The organism is Alkalimonas amylolytica, assembly GCF_900107845.1.
Lineage (GTDB): Bacteria > Pseudomonadota > Gammaproteobacteria > Enterobacterales > Alteromonadaceae > Alkalimonas > Alkalimonas amylolytica.
The window spans coordinates 341,355-364,019 of record NZ_FNRM01000001.1; the positions used below are offsets into that span (position 1 = coordinate 341,355).

Below are 22,665 nucleotides of genomic sequence, written 5' to 3' on the forward strand. Positions count from 1 at the left end.
CGGGCATTTTTATCGCTGTATCTTGGCTTCGTTAGAAATCGTCGTCCTCATCCTGCTCGTAGCCATCTTCGTCTTCGAAGTACGTGCCCCAACCATCGTATTCAATGCCATGTTCGGCCGCGACCTTCTCCAGCCGGATAGCATCGGCAGTGATGGCATCGGCATCCAGCGACTGTTCGCGAATGGCATCAAACACCCAGGCCAGACTGCCATCATCCAGTTCAATTTCTTCCGCATCGGTCACTTCAAACCCTAACTTAAACACCTCGACCGCCAGTTGCTCCAACTTCTTGAAGTCAGCATGGTAAAAGTGGTGCTCAATGGTATAAAGTGCATCCGGATCGCTGCCGTCTTCCAGCAATGCTGCGATGGTCTCTTCAGTAAATTCTTGCCAGTTTTCCATAGGGTTAATTCCGCGCAGTAAGACTTTGGGCAGTGTAGTCGCTGCTAAGCTCGCTATCAAGCTCGGCCAGCTTATCGGCCATCATTTGATGCACTTGCCTGGTCAGTGGACGAATTTGAGTTTCTGGAGTCACGGCAACTGGCTCCAGCATGGCAATGATGACCTTGCCATTGCGCCAGCGATTGAGTTTGATGTGGGCAGTCGAACTCATGCAAACCGGAACCACCGGCACCCCAGCTTGCTGGGCAATATGAAAAGCGCCGGTTTTAAAAGGCAGCAGACCGCGGCCGTAGCTGCGGGTACCTTCCGGAAACATCCAGACCGACAATTGCTCTTTACGAATGCGATCCACTGAACCCTGCATGGTTCCCACGGCCCGGCTGCGGTTGTCTCTGTCCAGCAGAATATTACCGCTTAGCCAATACAACTGACCGAAAAACGGGATCAGTCGCAGACTTTTTTTGCCGATAGTGACGGTGCGGTGCAACAAGGCATTCGGCATCAGAAACAAGTCGTAATTGTTCTGATGGTTAGCTACATAGACGCAAGGGTGGGCATCAGGCACCGCTGGATGCCGCCTAACCTCCACTTCCACACCAAAGATGCGGCCACACCAGGCATACCAGCGACCGAACAAGACCACATTATTGGCGTGAAAAGGCCGAAAGAGACAAATCAGCAGGCCAACCAAAGTGCTGAGCACAATAAAGCACAGCACCAACAACAAACGAACCACAGCAATCACAGGCAACTTCCTGATTCTTTAAAAAGCGCACAGTATAGCCGGATGCACATCACAGGCTGGTTTGATCACTGCTTGCGGCGGCGCCCGGCAACAACTCCATTTGATCAATGCGTTGCAAGCCACGCGGTAGCTTATTGCCCCGTCGGCCACGCTCACCACGATAATGCTCCAGGTCGGCAGCTTTTAAACTCAGCTTGCGCTTGCCCGCTGTGAGTACCACACCGCCATCGGCCGGGATCACCGTCATCAGGCGGACATACTCTTCCCGGCTGGCCGCTTTGGCAGACGGGATGGACAGCATCTTATTGCCCTTGCCTTTGCTCAGCTGCGGCAAATCCTGCACCGGGAATACCAACATGCGCCCTTCGGTGGAAACACAGACCACCAGATCCGTTTCCGGCTGACGAATGGGCACAGGTGGCAGTACCTTGCTGCCAGTCGGCAAGCTGAGCAACGCCTTACCGGATTTATTGCGGGTCAGCATGTCATCAAAGCGGCCGACAAAGCCATAACCAGCATCGGAGGCAAACAGCAGCAGTTGATCGTCTTTCGCCATAAACACATGCTCAAAGGCCTCACCTGCCACCAGGTTAAAGCGGCCGGATAATGGCTCGCCCTGACCTCGAGCTGATGGCAGCTCATGCGCTTCTACCGAGAAGCTGCGGCCAGAGCTGTCTAAAAAGGCCGCATTTTGGTTGCTCTTACCGCTGGCGGCCGATTTAAAGCCATCGCCTGCCTTGTAACTTAATGTGGTGCCATCGACATCATGGCCTTTGGCGCAGCGCACCCAGCCTTTTTCCGACAGCACTACGGTGACAGGCTCACTCGGTAGCAGTTCTTTTTCAGACAGGGCTTTGGCTTCACTTCGGGCCACGATCGGGCTACGCCTGTCATCGCCGTATTTCTCCGCCGCTTCCAGGATCTCTGCCCGGATCAGCTTGGTCAGCTTGGCGTTAGAGCCCAGGATACCCTGAAGTTTGTCACGCTCTTTGGCCAGCTCGTCCTGCTCGCCGCGGATTTTCATTTCCTCCAACCGGGCTAAGTGCCGTAACTTTAATTCCAGCACCGCTTCGGCCTGACGATCCGAGATGCCAAAACGTTCCATCAACACCGGCTTGGGTTTATCGTGCTCGCGGATAATAGCAATGACCTCATCGATGTTTAAGAAAGCAATCAGCAAACCTTCCAACACATGCAAGCGGTCCAGCACCTTATCGAGCCGGTACTGCAGCCGGCGACGCACCACATCACGGCGAAACACCAGCCAGTCTGTCAGAATGGCTTTTAAATCGCGCACACCGGGGCGGTTATCCAGCCCGAGCATATTCAGATTAACCCGGTAGCTTCTTTCCAGATCGGTGGTGGCGAACAAGTGCTGCATCAACTGCTCGATGTCGACCCGGTTCGATCGCGGAACCACCACAATGCGGGTTGGGTTTTCATGATCGGACTCATCACGTAAGTCGGTCACCATCGGCAGTTTCTTCGCCTGCATCTGGGCAGCAATCTGCTCCAGGATTTTGGCACCGGACGTCTGATGCGGCAGTGCAGTAATCACTACATCGCCATCTTCCAGCAGATAACGGGCACGCATGCGAATGCTGCCTCGACCACTTTGATACATGGCCACTATGTCGTCTTTGCTGCTGATGATCTCGGCATCGGTCGGGTAATCCGGCCCCTGAATGAACTGCATTAGATCAGCAATAGAGCTGTCTGGCTGATCCAACAGCAAAGCGCAGGCGTGGGCTACTTCCCGCACATTGTGCGGTGGAATATCGGTGGCCATACCAACTGCAATGCCGGTGATGCCATTCAATAAAATATGTGGTAAGCGTGCCGGCAGCACTTTCGGCTCGTCCAGGGTGCCATCAAAGTTAGGCGTCCAGTCGACCGTGCCTGCCCCAAGCTCTGATAACAATACTTCACTAAAACGTGATAAACGTGACTCGGTATATCGCATGGCTGCAAAAGACTTCGGATCGTCCGGTGCCCCCCAGTTACCCTGACCATCCACCAACGGATAGCGATACGAAAACGGTTGTGCCATCAACACCATGGCTTCGTAGCAGGCGGAGTCACCATGCGGATGGAATTTACCCAGCACATCACCGACGGTACGAGCGGATTTCTTGTACTTGGCAATATGGCTTAACCCAAGCTCAGACATGGCATAGACAATTCGGCGCTGTACTGGTTTTAAGCCATCACCAATATGCGGCAGGGCCCGGTCCATAATGACGTACATGGAATAATTGAGGTAAGCCTCTTCCGTAAAGCGGCGTAAGGACAGCTGCTCTACACCGTCTGCGGTAATGATGGTGTCGGTCATAACGACTTGGTTTCCTCTTGATCATGGGGAGAGTCTGGCGCAGTGTCACGGCGAGCCATGCGCTGCCATAGCAACAAAATAAACAGCACCAAACTGGTAATAGCAAACACTGCGGTCCAAAGCCACTGGATCAGGCGTTTGCGATCAGCTTCCAACAAACGCAAGGCCTGCAATTCATTATCTTTCAACAACAAGGCGCGTTCAGCTTGCTCTCGCTCCTGCGCGAAGCTTAGCCGTAAACTACTCAGAGCCAGTTCGCTTTCCTGATTAAACCTTTCCTGGAATAGAAAAAAAACTTCCTGCATCGACTCGTAGGCTTGCTCATACTGTCCGAGACTGGCCTGCAAATGTGCCTGCATAAATTCAATATTCAGTCGCATGGAGTCACTTTCGGCATCACTGAGTTGTTGCAGATGCTGCCTGGCTAGCATGAGTTGTTGTAGTGCCATTGAGTGTTGCTGCAAGCCGCTATAAATTAAAGATTTTTCATAGTAATGCACTATTTCGCTTAGTGGTGATTGCAACAAATGTTTAAATTCTTCGGCTTTTTGTATGTAGGTCAACGCTGCGCTGTAACGGCCCGATTCATGACTGCTGAGTGCTAATCCAAAATAGGCATAGTACAAATTCAATTGATCATCGTACTGCTGACTGACCGTCAGCATCCGCTGGTAAGTAGCAAACGCCTGCTCGTATTGCTCCAAAAAACTGTAACTACGTGCCAGATTGTACAAGACAGCTATCTTGCTTTTACGCCATCCCCTTTCTTTATACATGGCATAGGCTTTATCAAGGAACTGCACCCCTTCTTCTTCAAACGTGATGGTGGCATACAACAAACCGAGCTCTGCGTTGACTTCCGCTTCCAGCTCCCAATCGTCCAAGGTTTCGACCTGCTGATAGACCTGTTGCAGCAGCGCTAACGCTTCCTGATAGTGCTCCTGGCCACTTAAAGCTGCGGCCTGATTGATCACGCCCCTTAAGCGCAGCGATTCATCGCCCAACTGCTCAGCCAGTTTCATACCCTGCTGATAGTATTGCTGTGCTTCCAAGTAGTTGCTTTGCATCTCGGTAGCAAAACCAAGGTTGTACATCAACTCCACACGCAGGGTATCGGCCGCATCATCCAGCGCCAACCCTTTTTGAGCATAAGCCAGCTGCTGCTGATGCTGTCCCATCATGCCAAACAAGGTGGCAAAATCCTGATAAGCTCTGCGCTGCACTTGCCGGGGTAACGATGGAATGCTGTCTTCGTGCTGTTGCAACAACGCCAGCATAGCTTCTGGCGCTAGTCGCTTTTGCTCATGCACTTGCTGCAACCAGTTTGGCGCACCAGCCGGTACCGCTACCAGTTCCAGACAGTACAGGCCAAGCAGAGCAACCATCAGCTTTGCAATGATTTTCATCCGTACTCCAGCGAACAAACCTTGTTAACGAGCCAGTATACCTGCATCAGGCAGCTAGGCAAGAATCGCCTTGTCGCCTTTTTGCTCTAGCCACTGGCGGCGGTCGGTCGAGCGCTTTTTGGCCAGCAGCATGTCCATCAACTCCATGGTTTGCAGCTGGTCATCGATGGTCAGCTGCACCAGGCGCCGGGTGTTCGGGTCCATGGTGGTTTCCCGCAATTGCAGTGGGTTCATCTCACCCAGGCCTTTAAAGCGCTGCACATTGACCTTGCCTTTTTTCTTCTCGGCTTCAATCCGATCCAGGATGCCGTTTTTCTCGTCTTCGTCCAGCGCGTAATAGACATCCTTGCCAATATCGATGCGGTACAAGGGCGGCATGGCGACATAGACATGGCCGGCTTCTACTAAAGCAGGGAAATGGCGCATAAAAAGGGCGCACAACAAGGTAGCAATGTGCAAGCCATCGGAGTCGGCATCGGCCAGAATACACACTTTGCCGTAACGCAGCGCCGATAAATCGGTGGAGTCCGGGTCCATGCCAATGGCAACTGAAATATCATGCACTTCCTGCGAGGCCAGGATCTGGCCGGATTCGACTTCCCAAGTATTCAAAATTTTACCACGCAGTGGCATCACCGCCTGAAACTCACGGTCCCGCGCTTGTTTGGCCGAGCCACCGGCTGAGTCTCCTTCCACCAGAAACAGTTCGGCTCGCTGCAGGTCCTGCGCTGAGCAATCCGCCAGCTTGCCGGGTAAAGCCGGGCCGGAGGTGACTTTTTTCCGCACGACTTTTTTTGCTGCTTTTAGTCGTTTTTGGGCATTGCTGATGCAGAGCTCAGCCAGCGCTTCAGCTATTTCGGTATGCTCATTCAGCCACAGGCTGAAGGCATCTTTGACAATACCAGACACAAAAGCCGACGCCTGGCGCGATGATAAGCGTTCTTTGGTTTGGCCGGCAAACTGCGGGTCCTGCATTTTCAGCGATAAAATATAACTGCAGCGATCCCAGACATCTTCCGGTGATAGTTTAATACCCCGCGGTAGCAGATTACGAAACTCACAAAAATCACGCAGGGCTTCCAGCACCCCCTGGCGCAGGCCATTGACATGGGTTCCCCCCTGCGCTGTCGGGATCAGGTTGACGTAACTTTCGGTGACCAGCTCGCCGCCTTCCGGCAGCCAGAGCATAGCCCACTCCACCGCTTCCTGGGTACTGTTAAAGTTGCCAACAAAAGGCTGCTCTGGCAGCGCGACAAAGTCTTTCACCGCTTCAGCCAAGTAATCGCGGATGCCATCCTGATAACACCAACTGTGACTTTCTTTGTTGACCTTGTCTTCAAACTCGATACTTAGCCCTGGGCACAGCACCGCTTTGGCTTTTAACACATGCAACAAGCGTGGCACCGAAAAACGGGCGGAATCAAAATAGCCGGCATTGGGCCAAAACTGCACCCGGGTACCGGTATTGCGCTTACCCACCGTGCCGGTGATGGTCAGCTCCTGGGTTTTCGCACCATCGGCAAAAGCCATCTCATAGACATTACCATCCCGCCGCACAGTCACATCCACCCGGCTGGACAAGGCATTCACTACCGAGATCCCGACACCATGCAAACCACCGGAAAACTGATAATTTTTATTGGAAAATTTACCGCCGGCATGCAAGCGGCAGAAGATCAGCTCGACACCAGACACCCCTTCTTCCGGATGAATATCAACCGGCATACCACGGCCGTTATCGATCACTTCCAGTGACTGGTCTTCGTGCAACACCACTTTAATCTGAGTAGCGTGCCCGGCCAGGGCTTCATCCACGCTGTTATCGATGACTTCCTGCGCCAAATGATTCGGTCTGGAGGTATCGGTATACATGCCCGGACGGCGCTGCACGGGCTCAAGCCCGGTAAGGACTTCTATCGAATCGGCGTTATAGCTTTGAGCTGTCATGGTCGATACATTACCTGTTGTGTTCGAAATTCATCGGCTTGCAAACAAAAGCGCACGATAGCTGGCAATTGTTGCACGTAATTCTGATAGCTGTGATCGCCGCCCTGCTGCACATTCAATTGGCAGTGCTGATAAAACTGCAGGGCCTGACGGTAATCCAGTACTTCATCACCACTTTGCAGTAGTACCAGATAATTCGACGGCTTGGCAAGTACTGAAGGCTCCAGTTGTTGCAACTCCGTCATGGCGTGTTCCGATACCTCGTAATGGCATTGACGCACCGGGTGAAAATAGCGGCCCAGATGCTGGCGCAACAGTCGATAAGGAGCCACTGCCGGGTTAATTAAACAAGCACGACAGTCATGCTGCTCCGCCAGCCAGGTGGCAAGAAAGCCCCCCAATGAGCTACCAATCACCGCCGTTGGGACCCGACCGTCCAACACCTCGCTGACTTCGGCCAAAGCTTCGGTCGGGGTATAGGGTAAATCCGGCACCAACAATTCAATCTCCGGGTGGTGTTGCTGAAAATAAGCCCGGGTTTGCAGCGCTTTATGTGACTGCGATGAGCTGGCAAAGCCATGCAGATAGAGTATCAAACTCATGGCATGATCCTTTTAAAATCAAGCTGAACACTGCCATCGTGATGAAAAGACCATTCGCACCATTGCGGCCCTTGTAGTTGCGTTTGCCATTCAATCGTTTGCTGGAACTGCACCGAAGTCGCCGGACAACCGACCAACTCAATGCCCTGCTGGCGACGCCGATAGGCATGATGACAATGCCCATGCGCCAGACCGCGCACCTGAGGATACTGCTGCAGTAATTGCCAAAAAGGTTCCGCATCCTGCCAGCCGTGGCGATCGATTGAGCTACCAATGGGCCAGGGGTGGTGGTGTGCAAACAACCAACAAGGCTCGCTGTGCTGCTTCAGTTGTACTGCCAATTCAGCCCGGCGCTCATGCGGGAAGTAACCGGCAGGGGTCGGCCCTGTGCTGTCCAGCAGCAGCAATTGCCAGCCGGCGGCATGCAAAGATTTGTGAGGTAAAAACGGCGCTTTAGCCAGTAACTGACCAAGTTGCTGGCTATCGTCATGATTGCCGGGCAGCCAAAACACCGGCACTGGCACCTGTTGCATCAAATCCTGTAAATGCTGATAAGACGCCAGACTGTGATCCTGACTTAAGTCACCGGTCAGCAGCACGGCATCTGGCCAATTGCCGGCAAGCTGCTGCAACACAGCCTGCAACTGATGGTAGGGCGACACGCCTTGGTACAGCGCAGATGGCTCAGCCAATAAATGGCAATCGGTCAGTTGTACCAAACGAAGCTGGTCTTGCTTAGGGAAGTGGTAAGCCAACATCAAGCGCCCGCTGTCAACTCAGTACCGGCTCAGCGCGGAAGCCTTGCTGGCGACACAGCCGAAGCCAGTCACTGAGCAAACGGTTCACCTGACGTTTTTCATCCGGTTGCAGCATCTCGGTATTGGGGTAATCGTACACCGCTTTCAGGCCGCGGCGACCATGGCAGCTGATGACCTCGGCCAAGCGGGCGTCGTGATACAAACGCACATCAAAAGCAGGTTGCGGTACCGGCCAGTCACTCTGCTGCAGCGGCACAATGCGCAATACCGTGGTATAGGGGCAAACCTCCAGCACTTCGAGCCGGAAATAACTGGTATCGTCCAACCCTATCAGCTGGCGCTCACCCACAGCGTGTTCTGCAGGCAGCAAAGGGCTCAGCTGGGCGAAATTACGTTCGCACAAGCTAAGAAAGTCTGGCAGTTTTGGCCGGTACTTTGGCTTTGCTGTCATAGGTACTTTGAACACCCCTTGTCATTGGTCCCAGCCTGCTACAGGGTTGCACACAGTGCGCCGGTCAGGCGGGAAACAGCTGGTTATAATGCAGTGCCAGCCACTGCAATGCAATCACTGTCGCTGCATTATCTATGCGGCCTTCTTCAAGCCATTGCAAGGCTTGTGGCCTTGGAATCAGGTGCACCCGGATATCTTCATGCTCGTGTGCTAAACCAAAAATACCTTCGGTTGGCAAAGTGTCCAGTGTAGCAAAGTACAGCTGAATGCGCTCGGTGGTGCCTCCCGGGCTGGACAGATAACTGAGCATTGGTGTCAGCTCCGTTATGGTCAGCCCGGCTTCTTCACGGCTTTCCCGCATTGCCACCTCGGCCATGGTTTCCCCTGGCGCTACCATGCCAGCAATGATTTCCAGCAACCAGGGACTGGGCGATGATGCTAAAGCGCCGGCGCGAAACTGCTCGACCAACACGATTTGGTCGCTGGCTGGGTGGTACGGCAGCACGGCAGCAGCGTGACCACGCTCAAAAATTTCCCGCTGCATCCAGTCGCTCCAGCCACCACCGAACAATTTATGCCGTAAGGTGTAACGATCAATTTTGAAGAAACCCTGAAAAACCGTGCTTTGGTCGCGTATCTCTACATCTTTTACCGAAAAAACAGGATACTCTATGGCCTTGAATTCTGACATCAGCGTACTCACATTCTGTTACATTTGAAGGGATAACTTTACGGTTTACGATTTCACTCTCAAACCACAAACAGGTTATCATTTACTCAATTTGATTCACTCAGGATCCCCTGCTCATGCATAAAAAATTAGTCGCTACCCTGTTGTGCTCGTCGTTTGGCGTCTTTAGTCTGCCAGCTCTGGCTGACAACCTGCAAAGCGTTTATCAATTGGCCACGCAAAAAGATCCGGTGATCCAGCGTGCCGCGGCCAGCCGCGATGCTGCTGTTGCCCGTATTGATATTAGCAAGGCCAGTTTACTGCCTGACATTGGCTTTAGTACCAGTCTGACCCGTGCCGATCAGCGCGACTGGACCTTTGGTGATGACAGAACTACGTTAAGTGCAGGCTTTCGGTTGGATCAAAGCATTTATGACCGCCGTAACTGGCAAAACCTGGATATTGCCGAAAAACAGGCACTGCAAGCCCAGACTTTTTACAACAGTGCTGCTCAGGCTCTGATCGTACGGGTGACCGATGCCTACTTCAATGTGCTAAAGGCCAAAGATGATTTAACCTTCATCCAGGCCGAAAAACGCTCGATTGAGCGCCAGCTGGAACAAACGAAACAGCGCTTTGCCGTCGGTTTAACCGCCATTACCGATGTGCATGAAGCCCAGGCCCAGTTTGATAATGCGGTAGCGCGTGAAATTGCCACCGAAAACAATCTGGAAATCGCCCTGGAGCAATTGCGGGAAATCACCGGCCAATACCACAGCCAGCTGGCAGGCCTGAATACAGATTTATTCAGCACAGCACCGCTAAACCCGGCCGAGCCTCAGCAGTGGCTGAGTATTGCCGAAGAAAACAATTTCGAGCTGCAAGCCCAGCGTATTGGCCTGGAAATCGCCCGTATAGAAATTGATCGGGCCCGTGCCGGCCATCTGCCGACCGTTGGGCTGGAAGCCAGTATTGGCAGCAGCAAAGCCAGGGGTTACGATCAGAACTTTATAGAGCGCGGTACAGGTCCGCGCCAGGATAATAGCAACATTGGAATTACTGTCCGAGTCCCCATCTACCGGGGTGGCTCGGTGAACGCTGGCGTCAATGTGGCCCAGGCTAACTTTGTTGAAACCAGTGAGCTGGTGGAGCAAACCTATCGCAGCACGGTGCGCCAGGTGCGCAGCTCCTTTAACAATGTGCGGGCGCTGACCTCGTCCATCCGAGCCTTTGAGCAAGCCGTGGTCTCAGCGGAAAGTGCATTGAAAGCGACTGAAGCCGGTTTTGAAGTCGGTACCCGTACCATTGTCGATGTACTGGTCAGTACCCGTAACTTGTTCGATGCGCGCCGTAACCTATCGCGGGCCCGTTACGATTACATCTTATCGGTGCTGGATCTGAAACTGGCGGCTGGCAATCTGACCGAGCAAGACCTGGCCGATATCAACCGCGCCCTGACCTTGTAAAAGTTTCCTATCTTTGTCCACTGCAAAGAACGCAGCATATGCTGCGTTCTTTGTTTTGCGGCGCTAACCTTTTGTCTGACCATTATTTTCCGCTACAATAGCCCCTTTCTGACAAACTGAGGGTTTGGGGTGGTTAAAGCGCCGCAATTTCAATGGTCTTTTCTGCATCCCCGCTACTGGGGTATCTGGCTGGGTTGCGCTGTGCTGTGGCTAATCAGTTGGCTGCCTTATGCCGTGCTGATGAAGCTCGGCGATGGCATCGGCATTTTGCTGTTAAAGTTGCTTAAATCACGGGCCAAAGTTGCCAGACGCAATCTCGAACTCTGCTTCCCGGAAAAGACGGCCGCTGAGCGGGAGCAATTGCTGCAGGCCAATTTTAAAGAAAGCGGTCGCGCCCTGTTTGATACCATTATCGGTTGGTGGTGGCCTGCCTGGCGTCTGAAGCGCTTTGCTGTATTGAAAGGCTTTGAGCACATTCAGGCAGCACGCGAGGCAGGTAAAGGCGTGCTGTTACTGGCTTCACATATGCTGCACTTAGAAGCGGGTGGCCGTATCTTTGGCTTTAGCCTACCAAGCGTCGGTTTTTATCGTCCGCACAACAACCCCTTGATGGACTGGCTGCAATACCGAGGCCGTATCAAAGCCAACAAGTACATGATTGGCAAGAGGGAAGTCAAAGCTCTGCTCCAGGCGCTGGATGAAGGCGAAGTCTGCTTTTACTTACCGGATCAGGATTATGGCCGTAAAAAAGCCGAATTTGTGCCATTCTTTGCGGTCAAAGAAACTGCCACCACCACCGGCACCCTGCTGTTCGCCAGCAATGCCAACTGTCAGGTGATCCCGGTCTATACCCGCCGGTTACCGGGCAATCAGGGCTATGAAGTCGAATGCCTGCCAGCGCTGCAGCAGTTTCCTTCCGGCGACGATGCAGCCGATGTGCGCCGGGTCAACGCCTGGGTTGAGCAAGCAGTATTGCGTGCTCCTGAGCAGTACATGTGGTTGCACCGGCGCTTTAAAACTCGTCCCAATCCGGACGATCCGGGGTTATACTAAACCAAAGCCGATGCATGGCGAAGTACACGGGGTAAGTTCAATGTGGTTCTGGATCCGTAGTCTGATTATTACAGTGCTGTTATCTGGCTTGGTCTATTTGCTGTTGTTTCGGCCCGACTTTTTTAACCTGGAGCGTGAACAAAGCAATCGTGCTGCCGAGGGGCTGAGCAGCTTTTACGAACGCATCCGCGGTACCATCGCCGATATACAGCTCAGTGACTTTGTCATCAGCCTGCCCGATACCAGTCACCGCCTCACACAGCAACTGCAACAACGGGCTATGCAAGTCTCACCTTTGGCTGAAAACTGGCAGGGCCGTGAAACCGACCGCCGCTTTCGCGAAGGCGATACCGTCAAAACCAAACTGGAAGAATACGCCAGGGCCGAAGGCCTGGAACTCTACTGGACGCTGCCGCGGGATTATGTGGTAAAGCACTACTTTCAGACCAATGGCAGCATGACGGCGGCCATCAGCGAAGTAGCGGCGGCTATTGAACCTGATTTTCCCAGCCCCATCCTCAGTTATATTTGCCATAAAGAACGGGCACTGGTGATTACCGATCAACCCAACTCGTATGTGCAGCAAAACTGCCAGCTTTTAAGCCGGCGCTAACCCTTAAACAACTTTTGCCAAACTGCCTGTACTGCAGCCTTGGCATCCTCCAGCCCAGATAGCTCTGGTGGTAACACCGGCTGCAGCGTCAGACGGTGCTGCATGGCCCGCATCAACTGATAAGCCTGTTGCAGCGCTTCTACCTCGCCTGCAGATAAAAGCCCTGCCTCACTGGCAGCCTGCAGAATACGAATATTGTCGCTGTACTGATAAAGGCCAGCATGGCTGCTGGCATGCGCCAGTACCAGGTACTGGCTGATAAACTCCAAATCAATCAAGCCGCCATTGGCATGCTTGAGCTGCTCGTTGTCACTGCCATGGTGCTGGCGCAACTTGTCGCGCATGCCGAGCACGTCCTGTTGCAAGCTGGCAATGACACGTTCTTTGCTTAAGATCTCAGCCCTGATCTGTGAAAACTGCGCGGCAATGACAGTATCGCCATACACCAGACGCGCTCGCACCAGCGCCTGATGCTCCCAGGTCCAGGCTTCCGTTGCCAGATAGTCGCGGTAGGTATGCAGGTGAATGGCTAGTAATCCTGCATTGCCGGATGGCCGTAAACGAGTATCCACCTCGTACAGCACACCACTGGCGGTGCGGGTGGTACATAAATGCAGAATACGCTGCACCAGCTTCAGATAAAACTGTCTTGAGTCGATGGCTTTATCGCCCGAGGTGGGCGCCAGACTGTCGCAATTGTGCACAAACACCAGATCCAGATCGGAGCCATAACCAAGTTCCAGCCCCCCCATCTTGCCATAGGCCAGCACAGCAAAGCCCTTGTCACTGCCCATGGTTAAGCCTGCCGGGTAGCCATAACGAGCCACCATTTGCTGCCAGGCAAGCTCCACCACCTGTTCCATCATAGCCTCAGCCAGCCAGGTCAAATGATCGCTAACCTGCATAAGCGGCAAAGCACCACTGATATCGGCCGCCGCAATCCGCAACTGCTGGGCCTGTTTGTGCTGACGCAGGCTTTCCATCAACAGTTCCAGATCTTCTTCAGGTACACGCAGCAACCGTTGTCGCACTCTATCCTGGTAATCGGCTTTAGTTTGCACCTGATACAGCTGTGCCGGGTCAATCAATTCGTCCAACAAAATAGGGTAACGTGCCAATTGCTCTGTCAGCCACTGGCTCTGACTACACAGGGTCACCAGTTGCTGCATGGCAGACGGGTTTTCAAACAACAGCTCCAGATAAGCAGTACGGGTCATCACACTGCGAAAAACCAGCAAGATCCGCTCCAGCACCGAAACACCGGCCTGGTTGGAGGCGAGCAAATGCAGCACTTGAGGAATAAGGCGGGCCAAATAATCGCGGCCTCTTGGGCCTACCGCCCGGCGCTGAGACTCCTGACGAAAATCCAGCACCTGGGCCACCAGCTTGCCAGCCTGTTCGGCACTTAACCAGTCCACCTGCTCGGCCAACTCTTCGGCACTTTGCGCGCTGTCCCATAGCAGCCTGCCGACCAAGAGCTCATCCGGTTCGGCCGCCTCTTCCGGTTCAATCACCTGCAAAAATTCCTGGTGAATACGGCGCATGGCATCGGTAATTTGTTGCTGCAGCTCGCTCCAGTCGCTGAGCTGCAGCATCGCCAGCAGACAAGCTTGTTGCTCCGCCTGGTCTGGCAAAGTCTGGGTCTGCTGGTCATCCATGCCTTGCAATAACTGCTCGATCCGGCGTAAAAACAGGTAGTCGTTGGTCAGTTGCTGCTGCTGGATTTCATTCAGCAAACCATGAGCGGTCAATTGTGGTAACGCCTGCAAGATGGACGGTGTTTGCAATTGTGGAATACGGCCACCTCGGATCAGCTGCAGCGTTTGCACGATAAACTCCACTTCGCGGATGCCACCGGCTCCCAGCTTGATATTATCGCTGCGATTACGACGGCGGTTTTCCTGCTCAATCAGTTGTTTCATCCGACGCAGCGACTCGATGGCCGAAAAATCAATGTAACGCCGATAAACAAAAGGCCGAAGTAATTGCTTGAGCTCAGCACTGTACTGGCCATCCGGGTTCATCACCCTGGCTTTGAGCATGGCATAACGCTCCCAGTCCCGACCCTGCTCCTGATAATAATCTTCCATAGCGGCAAAACTCAGCACCAAAGGCCCGCTGTCACCAAAAGGCCGCAAACGCATATCGACCCGGTAGGCAAAACCATCGGCTGTGACCTGATGCAAAGCAGCGATCAACTTCTGGCCAAGACGTAAAAAGAACTGATGATGTTCGGTACTGCGCCGCCCGCCCTGGGTTTCACCATTGTTTGGATAGGTAAAAATCAGATCAATATCGGAAGAGAAATTCAGCTCACCACCGCCTAGCTTGCCCATGCCCAGGATTAACAGTGGCATCGGCTGGCCACTGTCGGTCAAAGGTGTGCCCCACTGCGGGGTTAATTGCTGATAGGCCCAGTGATAGGCACTGTTGATGCAGCGCTCAGCCAGTGCCGACACTTCCTGCAAAGCCTGAGCAATAGGTTTTAACTCTAGCAAATCAGCCGCCAGCAGCTGCGCGAGGCTGCGATGGCGAAACAGACGAATGCTTTTAAATACGCTGGCTTCATCCTGCTCAACCAAGCATGTCAGCGGATCGGTCACATCCAAGGGGGCAGCCAGTACACTATCATCCAACAGCAGTTGCATCAGCTCAGGTTGCTGCTGCAGGCAACGGCTTAAAAAAGGGCTGCAGCGACACAACCAGCCTAAGCGTTGTTGCTGTGGTTCAGTCAGCTCGGTAAAACCGGGCAGCTGCTGGCAGAGCGCCTGTGCTTTATTGAATGCATTCATTTGGGGTGTTACGGCTCTGCGTTTAGGAAGTACTCCGACAATGCCAGCAACAGCAAATTGTAGTCGGAGCCATAAAATAACTGCTGGTCGGCTTTGCTTTGCGCCGCTTTGGCAGATAACTGGGTACAAATCGGCTGCCAACGCTGCAAAGCCGGCTGTGTTTTCAGCCACTGAGCAATCCGGTTCAGCGCCAGTGAGACCGTCAACATGGCATCAGGACTCTGTTCTTGCATATAGCAGGCTTCATTGTGTTGCAGCAGCCGCAGCAGCAACGCTGGACTAGCTTCTGTTGGCAATGCCTTCACCTGCAGAGGTTTGGAGCCGGTCAAACGATAGCCGCGCTCGGCTTTGGATTGCACACCAAGGCGCACTGGCAAGGCCGCCACCACTTGCCGGGCCAGCACAAAGACCTGGCTGACATCACCAGATTTCAGTTCCAACTCCAGTTCACAAATTGGTTGCTGACTATCGGCAGTGACGATCTGTCCTTCATCCTGCACCAGCTCAATTTGCGTATTCTGTGCCAGCGTTAGCAACCAGGGCTGACGGCAAAAATCAGTACGGAACAATTCGGTCAACTGTTGCTGCAAAGCCTGAACATCGGTGTGCTCCGGCCAGATAGTGGCCGGAAAAGCTGCCAGCTGAGGCACGAGCTGACTGGCCTTCACGTTGTATTCCTGGCGGGCATGCAGGGCACCGTGCTGCTTCCCAGCCAATTTGATGGTGTGCTCTATATCATCGTTTTGCTGACGGCTGCGTAACCCCATACCATGCTGTTGGAACCAGTGCTCTGGCGTATCGTAGTAGCCATTGCGCAGATGTAAGGCCTTACCAGCTTGCAGCTGCTGCACCATGGGTTTTAACAGGATCTCCAACTCGGTAGCAGGCACCGATTGCAGCAAAAACTTCAACTCAATTTCCATCGCCATGGTCATTTTCCGCCAGCTCTGTTTCTGTTACCTTAAAATAACTGAGCAAGGCCAACAAGACTTTTCCTGCCAGACTTGTCAATTCGATCACAACTCCCTATCATCCTGATACGAACTCAGTAGAACCAAATGATTACCGTCACGGGATGGCCCATGTTCAGAACCACCGCTTTTGTCTGCACACTGTTGTTAAGTGTAGCTCTGATTTTTCCTTCGCACAGCTACGGCGACACTGCCGAACCCGCTTTTATCAGCGATGCCTTGTTTGTTTATGTTCACTCAGGACCAAGTAACCAGTTTCGTATTATCGGTACCGTCAATGCTGGTGATGCCATCCAGCTGCTGGATAGAGACGCAGACTCAGGCTACGTCCAAATTCAGTTTGAAGGCAATCGTCGTGGTTGGCTCCCAGGCCAATACGTTTCAACCTCACCCGGTATGGCGGTTCAGCTGCAACAGCTGAATGAGCAATTGGCTGAGCAACAATCGGAACTGAATCAGTTACAGCAACAAAACCAGCAGTTAAGCAGCGAACTGTCGGCCCGGACCGAAGAGTACAACCGGGTGCGTGATCAGCTGCAGGTTGCCAATAGTGCTTACGAGCAGCTCAAAATGCAATTTGATGCCGAACACAGCAGTGTGTGGCAAAACCCCAAAGTGCTGGGTGCTGCCATTCTGGGTTTTGGTCTGTTGCTTGGTTTATTGTTGCCATTGCTGATGCCACGGCGGAAAAACAGCGAACGTTGGATGTAAGTCGTAAGGCCTGTCTGCAAAGACAGGCCCTTTAAAGCTGCTCGTTGGCTTTGAGCGGCAGCCCCTCGTCTTTTTTTACCTGCTCTATCACCACATAGGTATGGTTTTTAATCACGCCAGGTAAGTCGACAATCTCGGCCAGAATAATGCGGTAGGCATCCATATTCGGCAAACGAAGCTTCAACAGATAATCAAAGCCACCTGCCACCATATGGCACTCCACCACATGCGGAATTTTCAGCACATCTTCTTTAAAGCGATCAAACACATCGCTGGTGGTATTATCCAGCGTGATTTGAATAAATACCGTGGTGCCAAAACCCAGCCGGCTGGCATTAAGCTGGGCACCATAACGTTCGATGTAGCCTTCCTGTTCCAGCTTCTTCACCCGGTCGATGCAGGGACTGGCGCTTAAGTTCACCCGCCGCGCCAACTCGACATTGGAAATGCGCCCTTCACGCTGCAGGGTTTCCAGAATATTCATATCTATCCGATCGAGGGCACGTACTTTCACCATGGGCAGGCTCACAGTAATTTTTAGGGCAATTTCGCCATTTGGCCGAATTATATCCGGTTTAAAGGCAAAATAAACCACCCTATTTGGTCAACTTTTTCCTAGAATGCGCGTCATACTTAGCTATGGTTTTTATCGGGAGGTTTTGATGTTATTTCGTGACTCACTGGAGGCCACCAACCCTCTGCGCCAAACAATTCGTGACTTCTACCGGGCCGATGAAGATCAGGTGCTGGATTTCTTACTGCCACAGGCCGATATTGGCAACAATGCCCGTAGCCGTGCCTGGGAGCGGGCCCGCCAGATGGTACTGGCTATTCGCAAAGCCCAGACCGGTAAAGGCGGCGTCGATGCCCTGCTGAATGAATTCTCTTTATCGACCGAAGAAGGCCTGGTGCTGATGTGTCTGGCTGAGGCCCTGTTGCGGGTTCCTGATAACAACACCATGGATCGCCTTATTCGCGACAAGCTGGCCAAGGGCAACTGGAGCTCACACCTGGGCAACAGCTCGTCGATTTTTGTCAATGCCTCGGCCTGGGGCTTGCTGATGACCGGCAAAATGGTCAACTACAGCGATGAGCGAAAAGCCCAGCAGTTTGGTCTGTTAAAGCGCACCTGTGGCCGCTTGGGCGAGCCAGTGATCCGCCAGGCGGTGCGCTATGCCATGCAAATCATGGGCACCCAGTTTGTGATGGGCACCACCATCAGCAGCGCCATTGAGCGTGCAAAAGAGCAGGAAAAGCGCGGCTACACCTATTCCTACGACATGCTGGGTGAAGGCGCCCGCACCATGGCCGATGCCGAGCGCTATTTCCAAAGCTATCTGACTGCCATCGAGACCATTGGTAAAGCAGCGGTTGGTAAAGGGCCCTTCAAAAGCCCGGGTATTTCCGTGAAGTTGTCGGCCATTCACCCACGCTACAAATTCGCTCAGCGCGATCGGGTTTTAACCGAGCTTATCCCGCGTCTGAAGCAACTGGCCGTAGCAGCCAAGCAATACAACATTGGTTTTACTGTGGATGCCGAAGAAGCCGACCGGCTTGATCTGTCACTGGATATTATTGAAGCAGTTTTCAGCGATCCGGCGCTGGATGGCTGGGAAGGTTTTGGCCTGGCGGTACAAGCCTACCAGAAGCGTGCGATTCATGTGATTGACTGGCTGCGTGAGCTGACCGAAAAAGTTGGTCGCAAGATGATGGTGCGGCTGGTGAAAGGTGCTTACTGGGATACTGAAATTAAACTGAGCCAGGTTGAAGGCTTGCACGATTTCCCAGTGTTTAGCCGCAAACCATCCACCGATGTCTGCTACCAGGCCTGTGCCAAAAAACTGCTGGCCTACCGCGATACCATCTATCCACAATTTGCCACCCACAACGCCTACACCGTGGCCACCATTTTGGAAATGGCACCGGATCGTAGCGGTTTTGAGTTCCAGCGCCTGCATGGCATGGGCGATGCACTGTACGATCAGGTGGTACGTGATGACAAAGTACCTTGCCGCATCTATGCCCCCGTCGGTGAACATGCGGATCTGCTGGCCTATCTGGTGCGTCGTTTGCTGGAAAATGGTGCCAACAGCTCTTTTGTCAATAACATCATCGATGAGACCATTCCGGTGGAAAGCCTGCTGGCTGACCCGCTGGAAACCGTGCGTAACTGGCGGCAAAAACGCAACCGGCAAATCCCACTGCCCGCTGATGTGTATGGCAGTGAGCGCCTGAACTCGCGCGGCACCGACATCAGCGACTGCGATCAACTGATCCCAATCAAACAAGCGATGGAATCCTGGCTGGCCGTCATTGCCAAACTGGAGCAGCCAATCAATGGGCATCCGGTCACCAATCCGGCCAATCTGGACGAGGTGGTAGGTTACATTCAATACGCCGATGCCGACGCCATGCAGGCTATCCTGGCCAGAACACAGCAAGCCTTTGACAGTTGGTCGCAAACCCCGGTAGCAGTTCGTGCTAACTTACTGCGCAAAATCGGCGATGCGCTGGAAAGCCATCAGGATGAATTACTGGCTATTTGCATCAAAGAAGCCGGTAAAACTCTGCAAGACAGCATTGCCGAAGTGCGCGAAGCCGTCGATTTTTGTCGTTATTACGCGGCCAGAGCGGAAGAGCTGCCCGAAGACAGCGAGGCGCGCGGTGTGGTGCTTTGCATCAGTCCCTGGAACTTCCCGCTGGCGATTTTCCTTGGCCAGGTCGCCGCAGCTATCGTCACTGGCAATACCGTGGTGGCGAAGCCTGCCGAGCAAACCAGTCTGATAGCAATCCGCACGCTGGAAATTATGCAGCAATGTGGTTTGCCTGAAGGTGTAGTAGAGTTGGTGATCGCTCCGGGACGTCAGGTCGGTGAGCACATCGTGCCAGACGAACGTATTCAGGCGGTGATGTTTACCGGCTCCACCGAGACCGGTTGCTGGATTGCCCGTAAGCTGGCGGAGCGGGTCGGCGAGCCGGTGCCTTTGATTGCCGAAACCGGTGGTCAGAATTGCATGATTGTCGACTCCACCGCTCTGCCCGAGCAAGTGGTGGATGACGTGATAGCATCTGGCTTTCAAAGTGCTGGTCAGCGCTGCTCGGCACTGCGGGTCTTGTTCCTGCAAGAAGACATTGCCGATGACGTCATCGAGATGGTGGTTGGCGCCATGAAAGAGCTGACTGTAGGCGATCCGGCCTTTCTGTCCAGCGATTTAGGCCCGGTGATCGATGCCAAGGCGCATGAGCGTCTGAGCAGCCATGTGCAGTACTTAAGCGATAAAGCCACGTTGCATTATGCCTGCCCGATCCCAGCAGGCGATCGTCACTTTTTCTTCGCACCGCACTTGTATGAGATCAGCGATCTGACCTTGCTGGAGCGGGAAGTGTTTGGCCCTGTGGTGCATGTCATCCGCTTTAAAGGCCCGGAGCTGGATAAGGTAATTGAGCAGATCAATGCCACCGGCTATGGCCTGACCATGGGTGTACACAGCCGGATTGAAGAAGTGACCGAGCGGGTCGCCCAGTCGATCAAAGCCGGGAATATCTACGTCAACCGCAACATGATTGGTGCTGTAGTCGGTGTGCAGCCATTCGGTGGCCGCGGCCTGTCCGGTACCGGCCCTAAAGCCGGTGGCCCTTTCTACTTAAGCCGTTTGGTCAAAGACAATCTGACGATAGAAGATGCCGAACTGACTGAGCAAAAGCGCTCCCTGTTGCTCGCAGAAACCACAAGCCGGGCGGTTGCTTACGCCATGCCAGCGGCGGCTACAGCCCAGGCCATTTGGCAGCAAACACCGATTGTGCAGCGCAGCTCGGTATTGCGTCAGTTCCTGGCCTCACTGGCCGCCAATACGGTGGTAGCTAAACTGGAGCCGGATCTGGAGCAGGTGATTTCTGTTGCCCGCAGTCAATTGCGGCTGATTGAACAGGAGCTTGCTCAGCCTATCCGCTTGCCTGGGCCAACGGGTGAAAGCAATACCCTCTGGCTGGAGCCTCGCGGTACCCTGGCCTTGCTGCGCGACGAGACAGCGGATTTCAGTCACTGGTTACTCAGTGCCCTGACAGCTATTGCAGCTGGCAATGCGGTGATCACAGCCGTGGAAGAACAAGACCTACCTGAAGCAGAAGCCGTGGTGAAAGCCTTGGTTCAAGCGGGCATGCCGGCTCATTTGATGGCAGTCATCAAGCTAACCAGCATGACCACCCTGCTCTCTGCACCAGACCTGGCGGGTGCCATCGTGCAATCCGGTACAGCCATCAAACCGCTGGCCGGTGAGCTGATCGCCAGTCGTGAAGGTGCGATTTTGCCGCTGATCACCACACCGGCGGATCATCGCTTGTTACATCGTCTGGTGACTGAAAAAACCATCACGGTTAACACCACAGCAGCCGGTGGCAATGCCTCGCTAATGACGATGGCGGATAATATCTAATTGTTCTCCTGAAATGCTAGCCATGTCATTTCGTGCCCTATTCCAGCCAGCCCAACCGGGCTGGCTGTTTTTCTTTCTGACGGCACTGGCCCCTACTGTTAATTTAGCGTTACTGAGCTACACTATAAGCTGACTTGTAGCAGTTTGAGGAACCTCAACCCTATGGCATTACAGGAAGTAACCTTGCAGCAGTTGCAACCGGGTGATTTTGTGGTGCGTGTCAGCCAGCAGACTGGCGATGTGTTGATCAAAGAAGCCGGCCTGGTGCGAAGTCAAAAAACCATAGAGCTGTTACGTAAAAAAGGCGTGCTCCGAGTCTTGATCGATCCTGATCTGGCCGCGCATAAACCACCCCCCTCAAATGACGATGCCACAGGGACGGATAGTCAAACCACCGAAGCCCCGGATGAGAGCGAATTCACTCGTGTCGACTTTTCCACCGAGTTACCCAAGGCTGAAAAAACCTGGCAGCAGCTCAAACAAAAGCAAAGCCGGCTGTTTGATAGCTGCCGTCGTCAGCAACCGATCGATTTGGAGCTGGTACAGGAAGTCAGTTGCGGCCTGGCGGATTCAGTCAGCCGCAATCAGGATGTGCTGCTATGTTTAAGCCGTATCGCTCAAAGCAGTGATGATTTACTGCAACATGCCATCAACTGTGCGGTCTATATGGCCGCTTTTGGTCAGCAACTGCAGCTATCGAAAGGTCAGCTGCAGGATCTAATCATGGCTGCTTTGCTGCACGATATGGGGAAAGTCACGCTGGGCGCAGCAACCAGCGATATCGACGCTATCCCGGCTAGCCTAAAACTGCTGGCACCAATGAACCGCTTACCGGCAGAAGTATCGTTATGGGTAGCACAGCACTGTGCTTATTTGGATGGCAGCGGCTCCCCTAAAGGTTTAAAAGGCCACCAGATTAGCCAGGGCGGCCGTATGCTGGCCATTGTCAATCAATACGATAATTTGTCGCACCCCATCGGTAAAAAGCCTCTGAATCCACAGCTTGCCAGCAAAAAATTACTGGAAAAAACGCCCGATCAGCTTGATAGTGAATTGACTCAGCGCTTTATCCGCTGCATCGGCATTTATCCACCCGGCAGTGTGGTGAAACTCCACAGTGGCAAACTGGCGCTGGTACTGGAAAATAATCCGAAGAAACCGACCCAACCCAAGGTCAAAGTGTTTTACCACAGCCAGCATCAACATCATTTACCGGCCAAAGTACTGGATTTGGCGAAACATCAGGAAGAGTACATCGACTACTGCATCGATTTGGAGCAATATGGATTGCAAGCCAGTAATTATCTCTGAC

The 22,665-nt window shown here is 53.3% G+C and carries 18 protein-coding genes; 6 read left to right on the top strand and 12 right to left on the bottom strand.

All coding sequences use genetic code 11. The features are described from left to right. Positions 1-31: 31 nt before the first annotated feature. The 9 genes from rraB to nudF all read right to left on the bottom strand — a co-directional run bounded on the left by rraB (position 32) and on the right by nudF (position 9,335). A complete protein-coding gene (gene rraB, locus BLW37_RS01500) occupies positions 32-403 on the bottom strand; it encodes a ribonuclease E inhibitor RraB (protein ID WP_091338392.1) in 372 nt (123 codons plus the stop codon). A 4-nt stretch (positions 404-407) separates the two neighbouring features. Beyond that, the gene (locus BLW37_RS01505) at positions 408-1,148 is read right to left on the bottom strand and encodes a 1-acylglycerol-3-phosphate O-acyltransferase (RefSeq protein ID WP_091338395.1); all 741 of its coding nucleotides are present in this window, start codon (positions 1,146-1,148) and stop codon (positions 408-410) included. Between the two features lie 49 nt (positions 1,149-1,197). Next, complete coding sequence (parC, locus tag BLW37_RS01510; protein ID WP_091338398.1) at positions 1,198-3,480, bottom strand: DNA topoisomerase IV subunit A; 2,283 nt, start codon at positions 3,478-3,480, stop codon at positions 1,198-1,200. After that, positions 3,477-4,886 (bottom strand): tetratricopeptide repeat protein, encoded by a 1,410-nt coding sequence (locus tag BLW37_RS01515; protein ID WP_091338401.1) that lies wholly within the window; start codon positions 4,884-4,886, stop codon positions 3,477-3,479. Before BLW37_RS01515 ends, parC begins: the two co-directional genes overlap by 4 nt. A 54-nt stretch (positions 4,887-4,940) precedes the next feature. Then, the gene (gene parE / locus BLW37_RS01520; protein WP_091338406.1) at positions 4,941-6,833 is read right to left on the bottom strand and encodes a DNA topoisomerase IV subunit B; all 1,893 of its coding nucleotides are present in this window, start codon (positions 6,831-6,833) and stop codon (positions 4,941-4,943) included. After that, positions 6,830-7,435 (bottom strand): YqiA/YcfP family alpha/beta fold hydrolase, encoded by a 606-nt coding sequence (locus BLW37_RS01525; RefSeq protein WP_171907514.1) that lies wholly within the window; start codon positions 7,433-7,435, stop codon positions 6,830-6,832. Before BLW37_RS01525 ends, parE begins: the two co-directional genes overlap by 4 nt. After that, complete coding sequence (locus BLW37_RS01530) at positions 7,432-8,193, bottom strand: metallophosphoesterase (RefSeq protein WP_091338409.1); 762 nt, start codon at positions 8,191-8,193, stop codon at positions 7,432-7,434. Before BLW37_RS01530 ends, BLW37_RS01525 begins: the two co-directional genes overlap by 4 nt. Positions 8,194-8,206: 13 nt before the next feature. Beyond that, positions 8,207-8,644 carry a DUF1249 domain-containing protein gene (locus tag BLW37_RS01535; RefSeq protein WP_171907515.1) on the bottom strand — a complete coding sequence of 146 codons (438 nt, stop codon included), beginning with the start codon at positions 8,642-8,644 and terminating at the stop codon, positions 8,207-8,209. Between the two features lie 64 nt (positions 8,645-8,708). Continuing rightward, positions 8,709-9,335, bottom strand: coding sequence for an ADP-ribose diphosphatase (nudF, locus tag BLW37_RS01540; protein ID WP_091338413.1), 627 nt, complete (start codon positions 9,333-9,335; stop codon positions 8,709-8,711). A 116-nt stretch (positions 9,336-9,451) separates the two neighbouring features. Here nudF and tolC point away from each other — a divergent pair, with 116 nt between their 5' ends. The 3 genes from tolC to BLW37_RS01555 all read left to right on the top strand — a co-directional run bounded on the left by tolC (position 9,452) and on the right by BLW37_RS01555 (position 12,446). Further along, positions 9,452-10,780 (top strand): outer membrane channel protein TolC, encoded by a 1,329-nt coding sequence (tolC, locus tag BLW37_RS01545; RefSeq protein ID WP_091338416.1) that lies wholly within the window; start codon positions 9,452-9,454, stop codon positions 10,778-10,780. 129 nt (positions 10,781-10,909) lie between these two features. After that, positions 10,910-11,833, top strand: a complete 924-nt coding sequence (gene lpxL / locus BLW37_RS01550; protein ID WP_091338419.1) for an LpxL/LpxP family Kdo(2)-lipid IV(A) lauroyl/palmitoleoyl acyltransferase — start codon at positions 10,910-10,912, stop codon at positions 11,831-11,833. Between the two features lie 40 nt (positions 11,834-11,873). Further along, entirely contained in the window at positions 11,874-12,446 is a 573-nt protein-coding gene (locus BLW37_RS01555) for a TcpQ domain-containing protein (RefSeq protein WP_091338422.1), read from the top strand. Here the strand turns inward: BLW37_RS01555 and glnE are convergent. After that, positions 12,443-15,238 (bottom strand): bifunctional [glutamate--ammonia ligase]-adenylyl-L-tyrosine phosphorylase/[glutamate--ammonia-ligase] adenylyltransferase, encoded by a 2,796-nt coding sequence (gene glnE, locus BLW37_RS01560; protein WP_091338424.1) that lies wholly within the window; start codon positions 15,236-15,238, stop codon positions 12,443-12,445. The two genes, BLW37_RS01555 and glnE, sit on opposite strands and share 4 nt — an antisense overlap. 8 nt (positions 15,239-15,246) lie before the next feature. Beyond that, entirely contained in the window at positions 15,247-16,167 is a 921-nt protein-coding gene (locus tag BLW37_RS01565) for a CYTH domain-containing protein (RefSeq protein ID WP_171907516.1), read from the bottom strand. 153 nt (positions 16,168-16,320) lie between these two features. Here BLW37_RS01565 and BLW37_RS01570 point away from each other — a divergent pair, with 153 nt between their 5' ends. Next, positions 16,321-16,920 carry a TIGR04211 family SH3 domain-containing protein gene (locus BLW37_RS01570; RefSeq protein WP_171907517.1) on the top strand — a complete coding sequence of 200 codons (600 nt, stop codon included), beginning with the start codon at positions 16,321-16,323 and terminating at the stop codon, positions 16,918-16,920. Positions 16,921-16,951: 31 nt separating this feature from the next. Here BLW37_RS01570 and BLW37_RS01575 read toward each other — a convergent pair whose 3' ends face one another. After that, entirely contained in the window at positions 16,952-17,437 is a 486-nt protein-coding gene (locus tag BLW37_RS01575; RefSeq protein WP_091339548.1) for a winged helix-turn-helix transcriptional regulator, read from the bottom strand. Between the two features lie 145 nt (positions 17,438-17,582). Between BLW37_RS01575 and putA the strand changes: the two genes are divergently transcribed. Next, complete coding sequence (gene putA, locus BLW37_RS01580) at positions 17,583-21,353, top strand: bifunctional proline dehydrogenase/L-glutamate gamma-semialdehyde dehydrogenase PutA (RefSeq protein WP_091338434.1); 3,771 nt, start codon at positions 17,583-17,585, stop codon at positions 21,351-21,353. A 162-nt stretch (positions 21,354-21,515) separates the two neighbouring features. Beyond that, the gene (locus tag BLW37_RS01585; RefSeq protein WP_091338437.1) at positions 21,516-22,664 is read left to right on the top strand and encodes a cyclic di-GMP phosphodiesterase; all 1,149 of its coding nucleotides are present in this window, start codon (positions 21,516-21,518) and stop codon (positions 22,662-22,664) included. The last annotated feature ends 1 nt before the right edge of the window (position 22,665 follow it).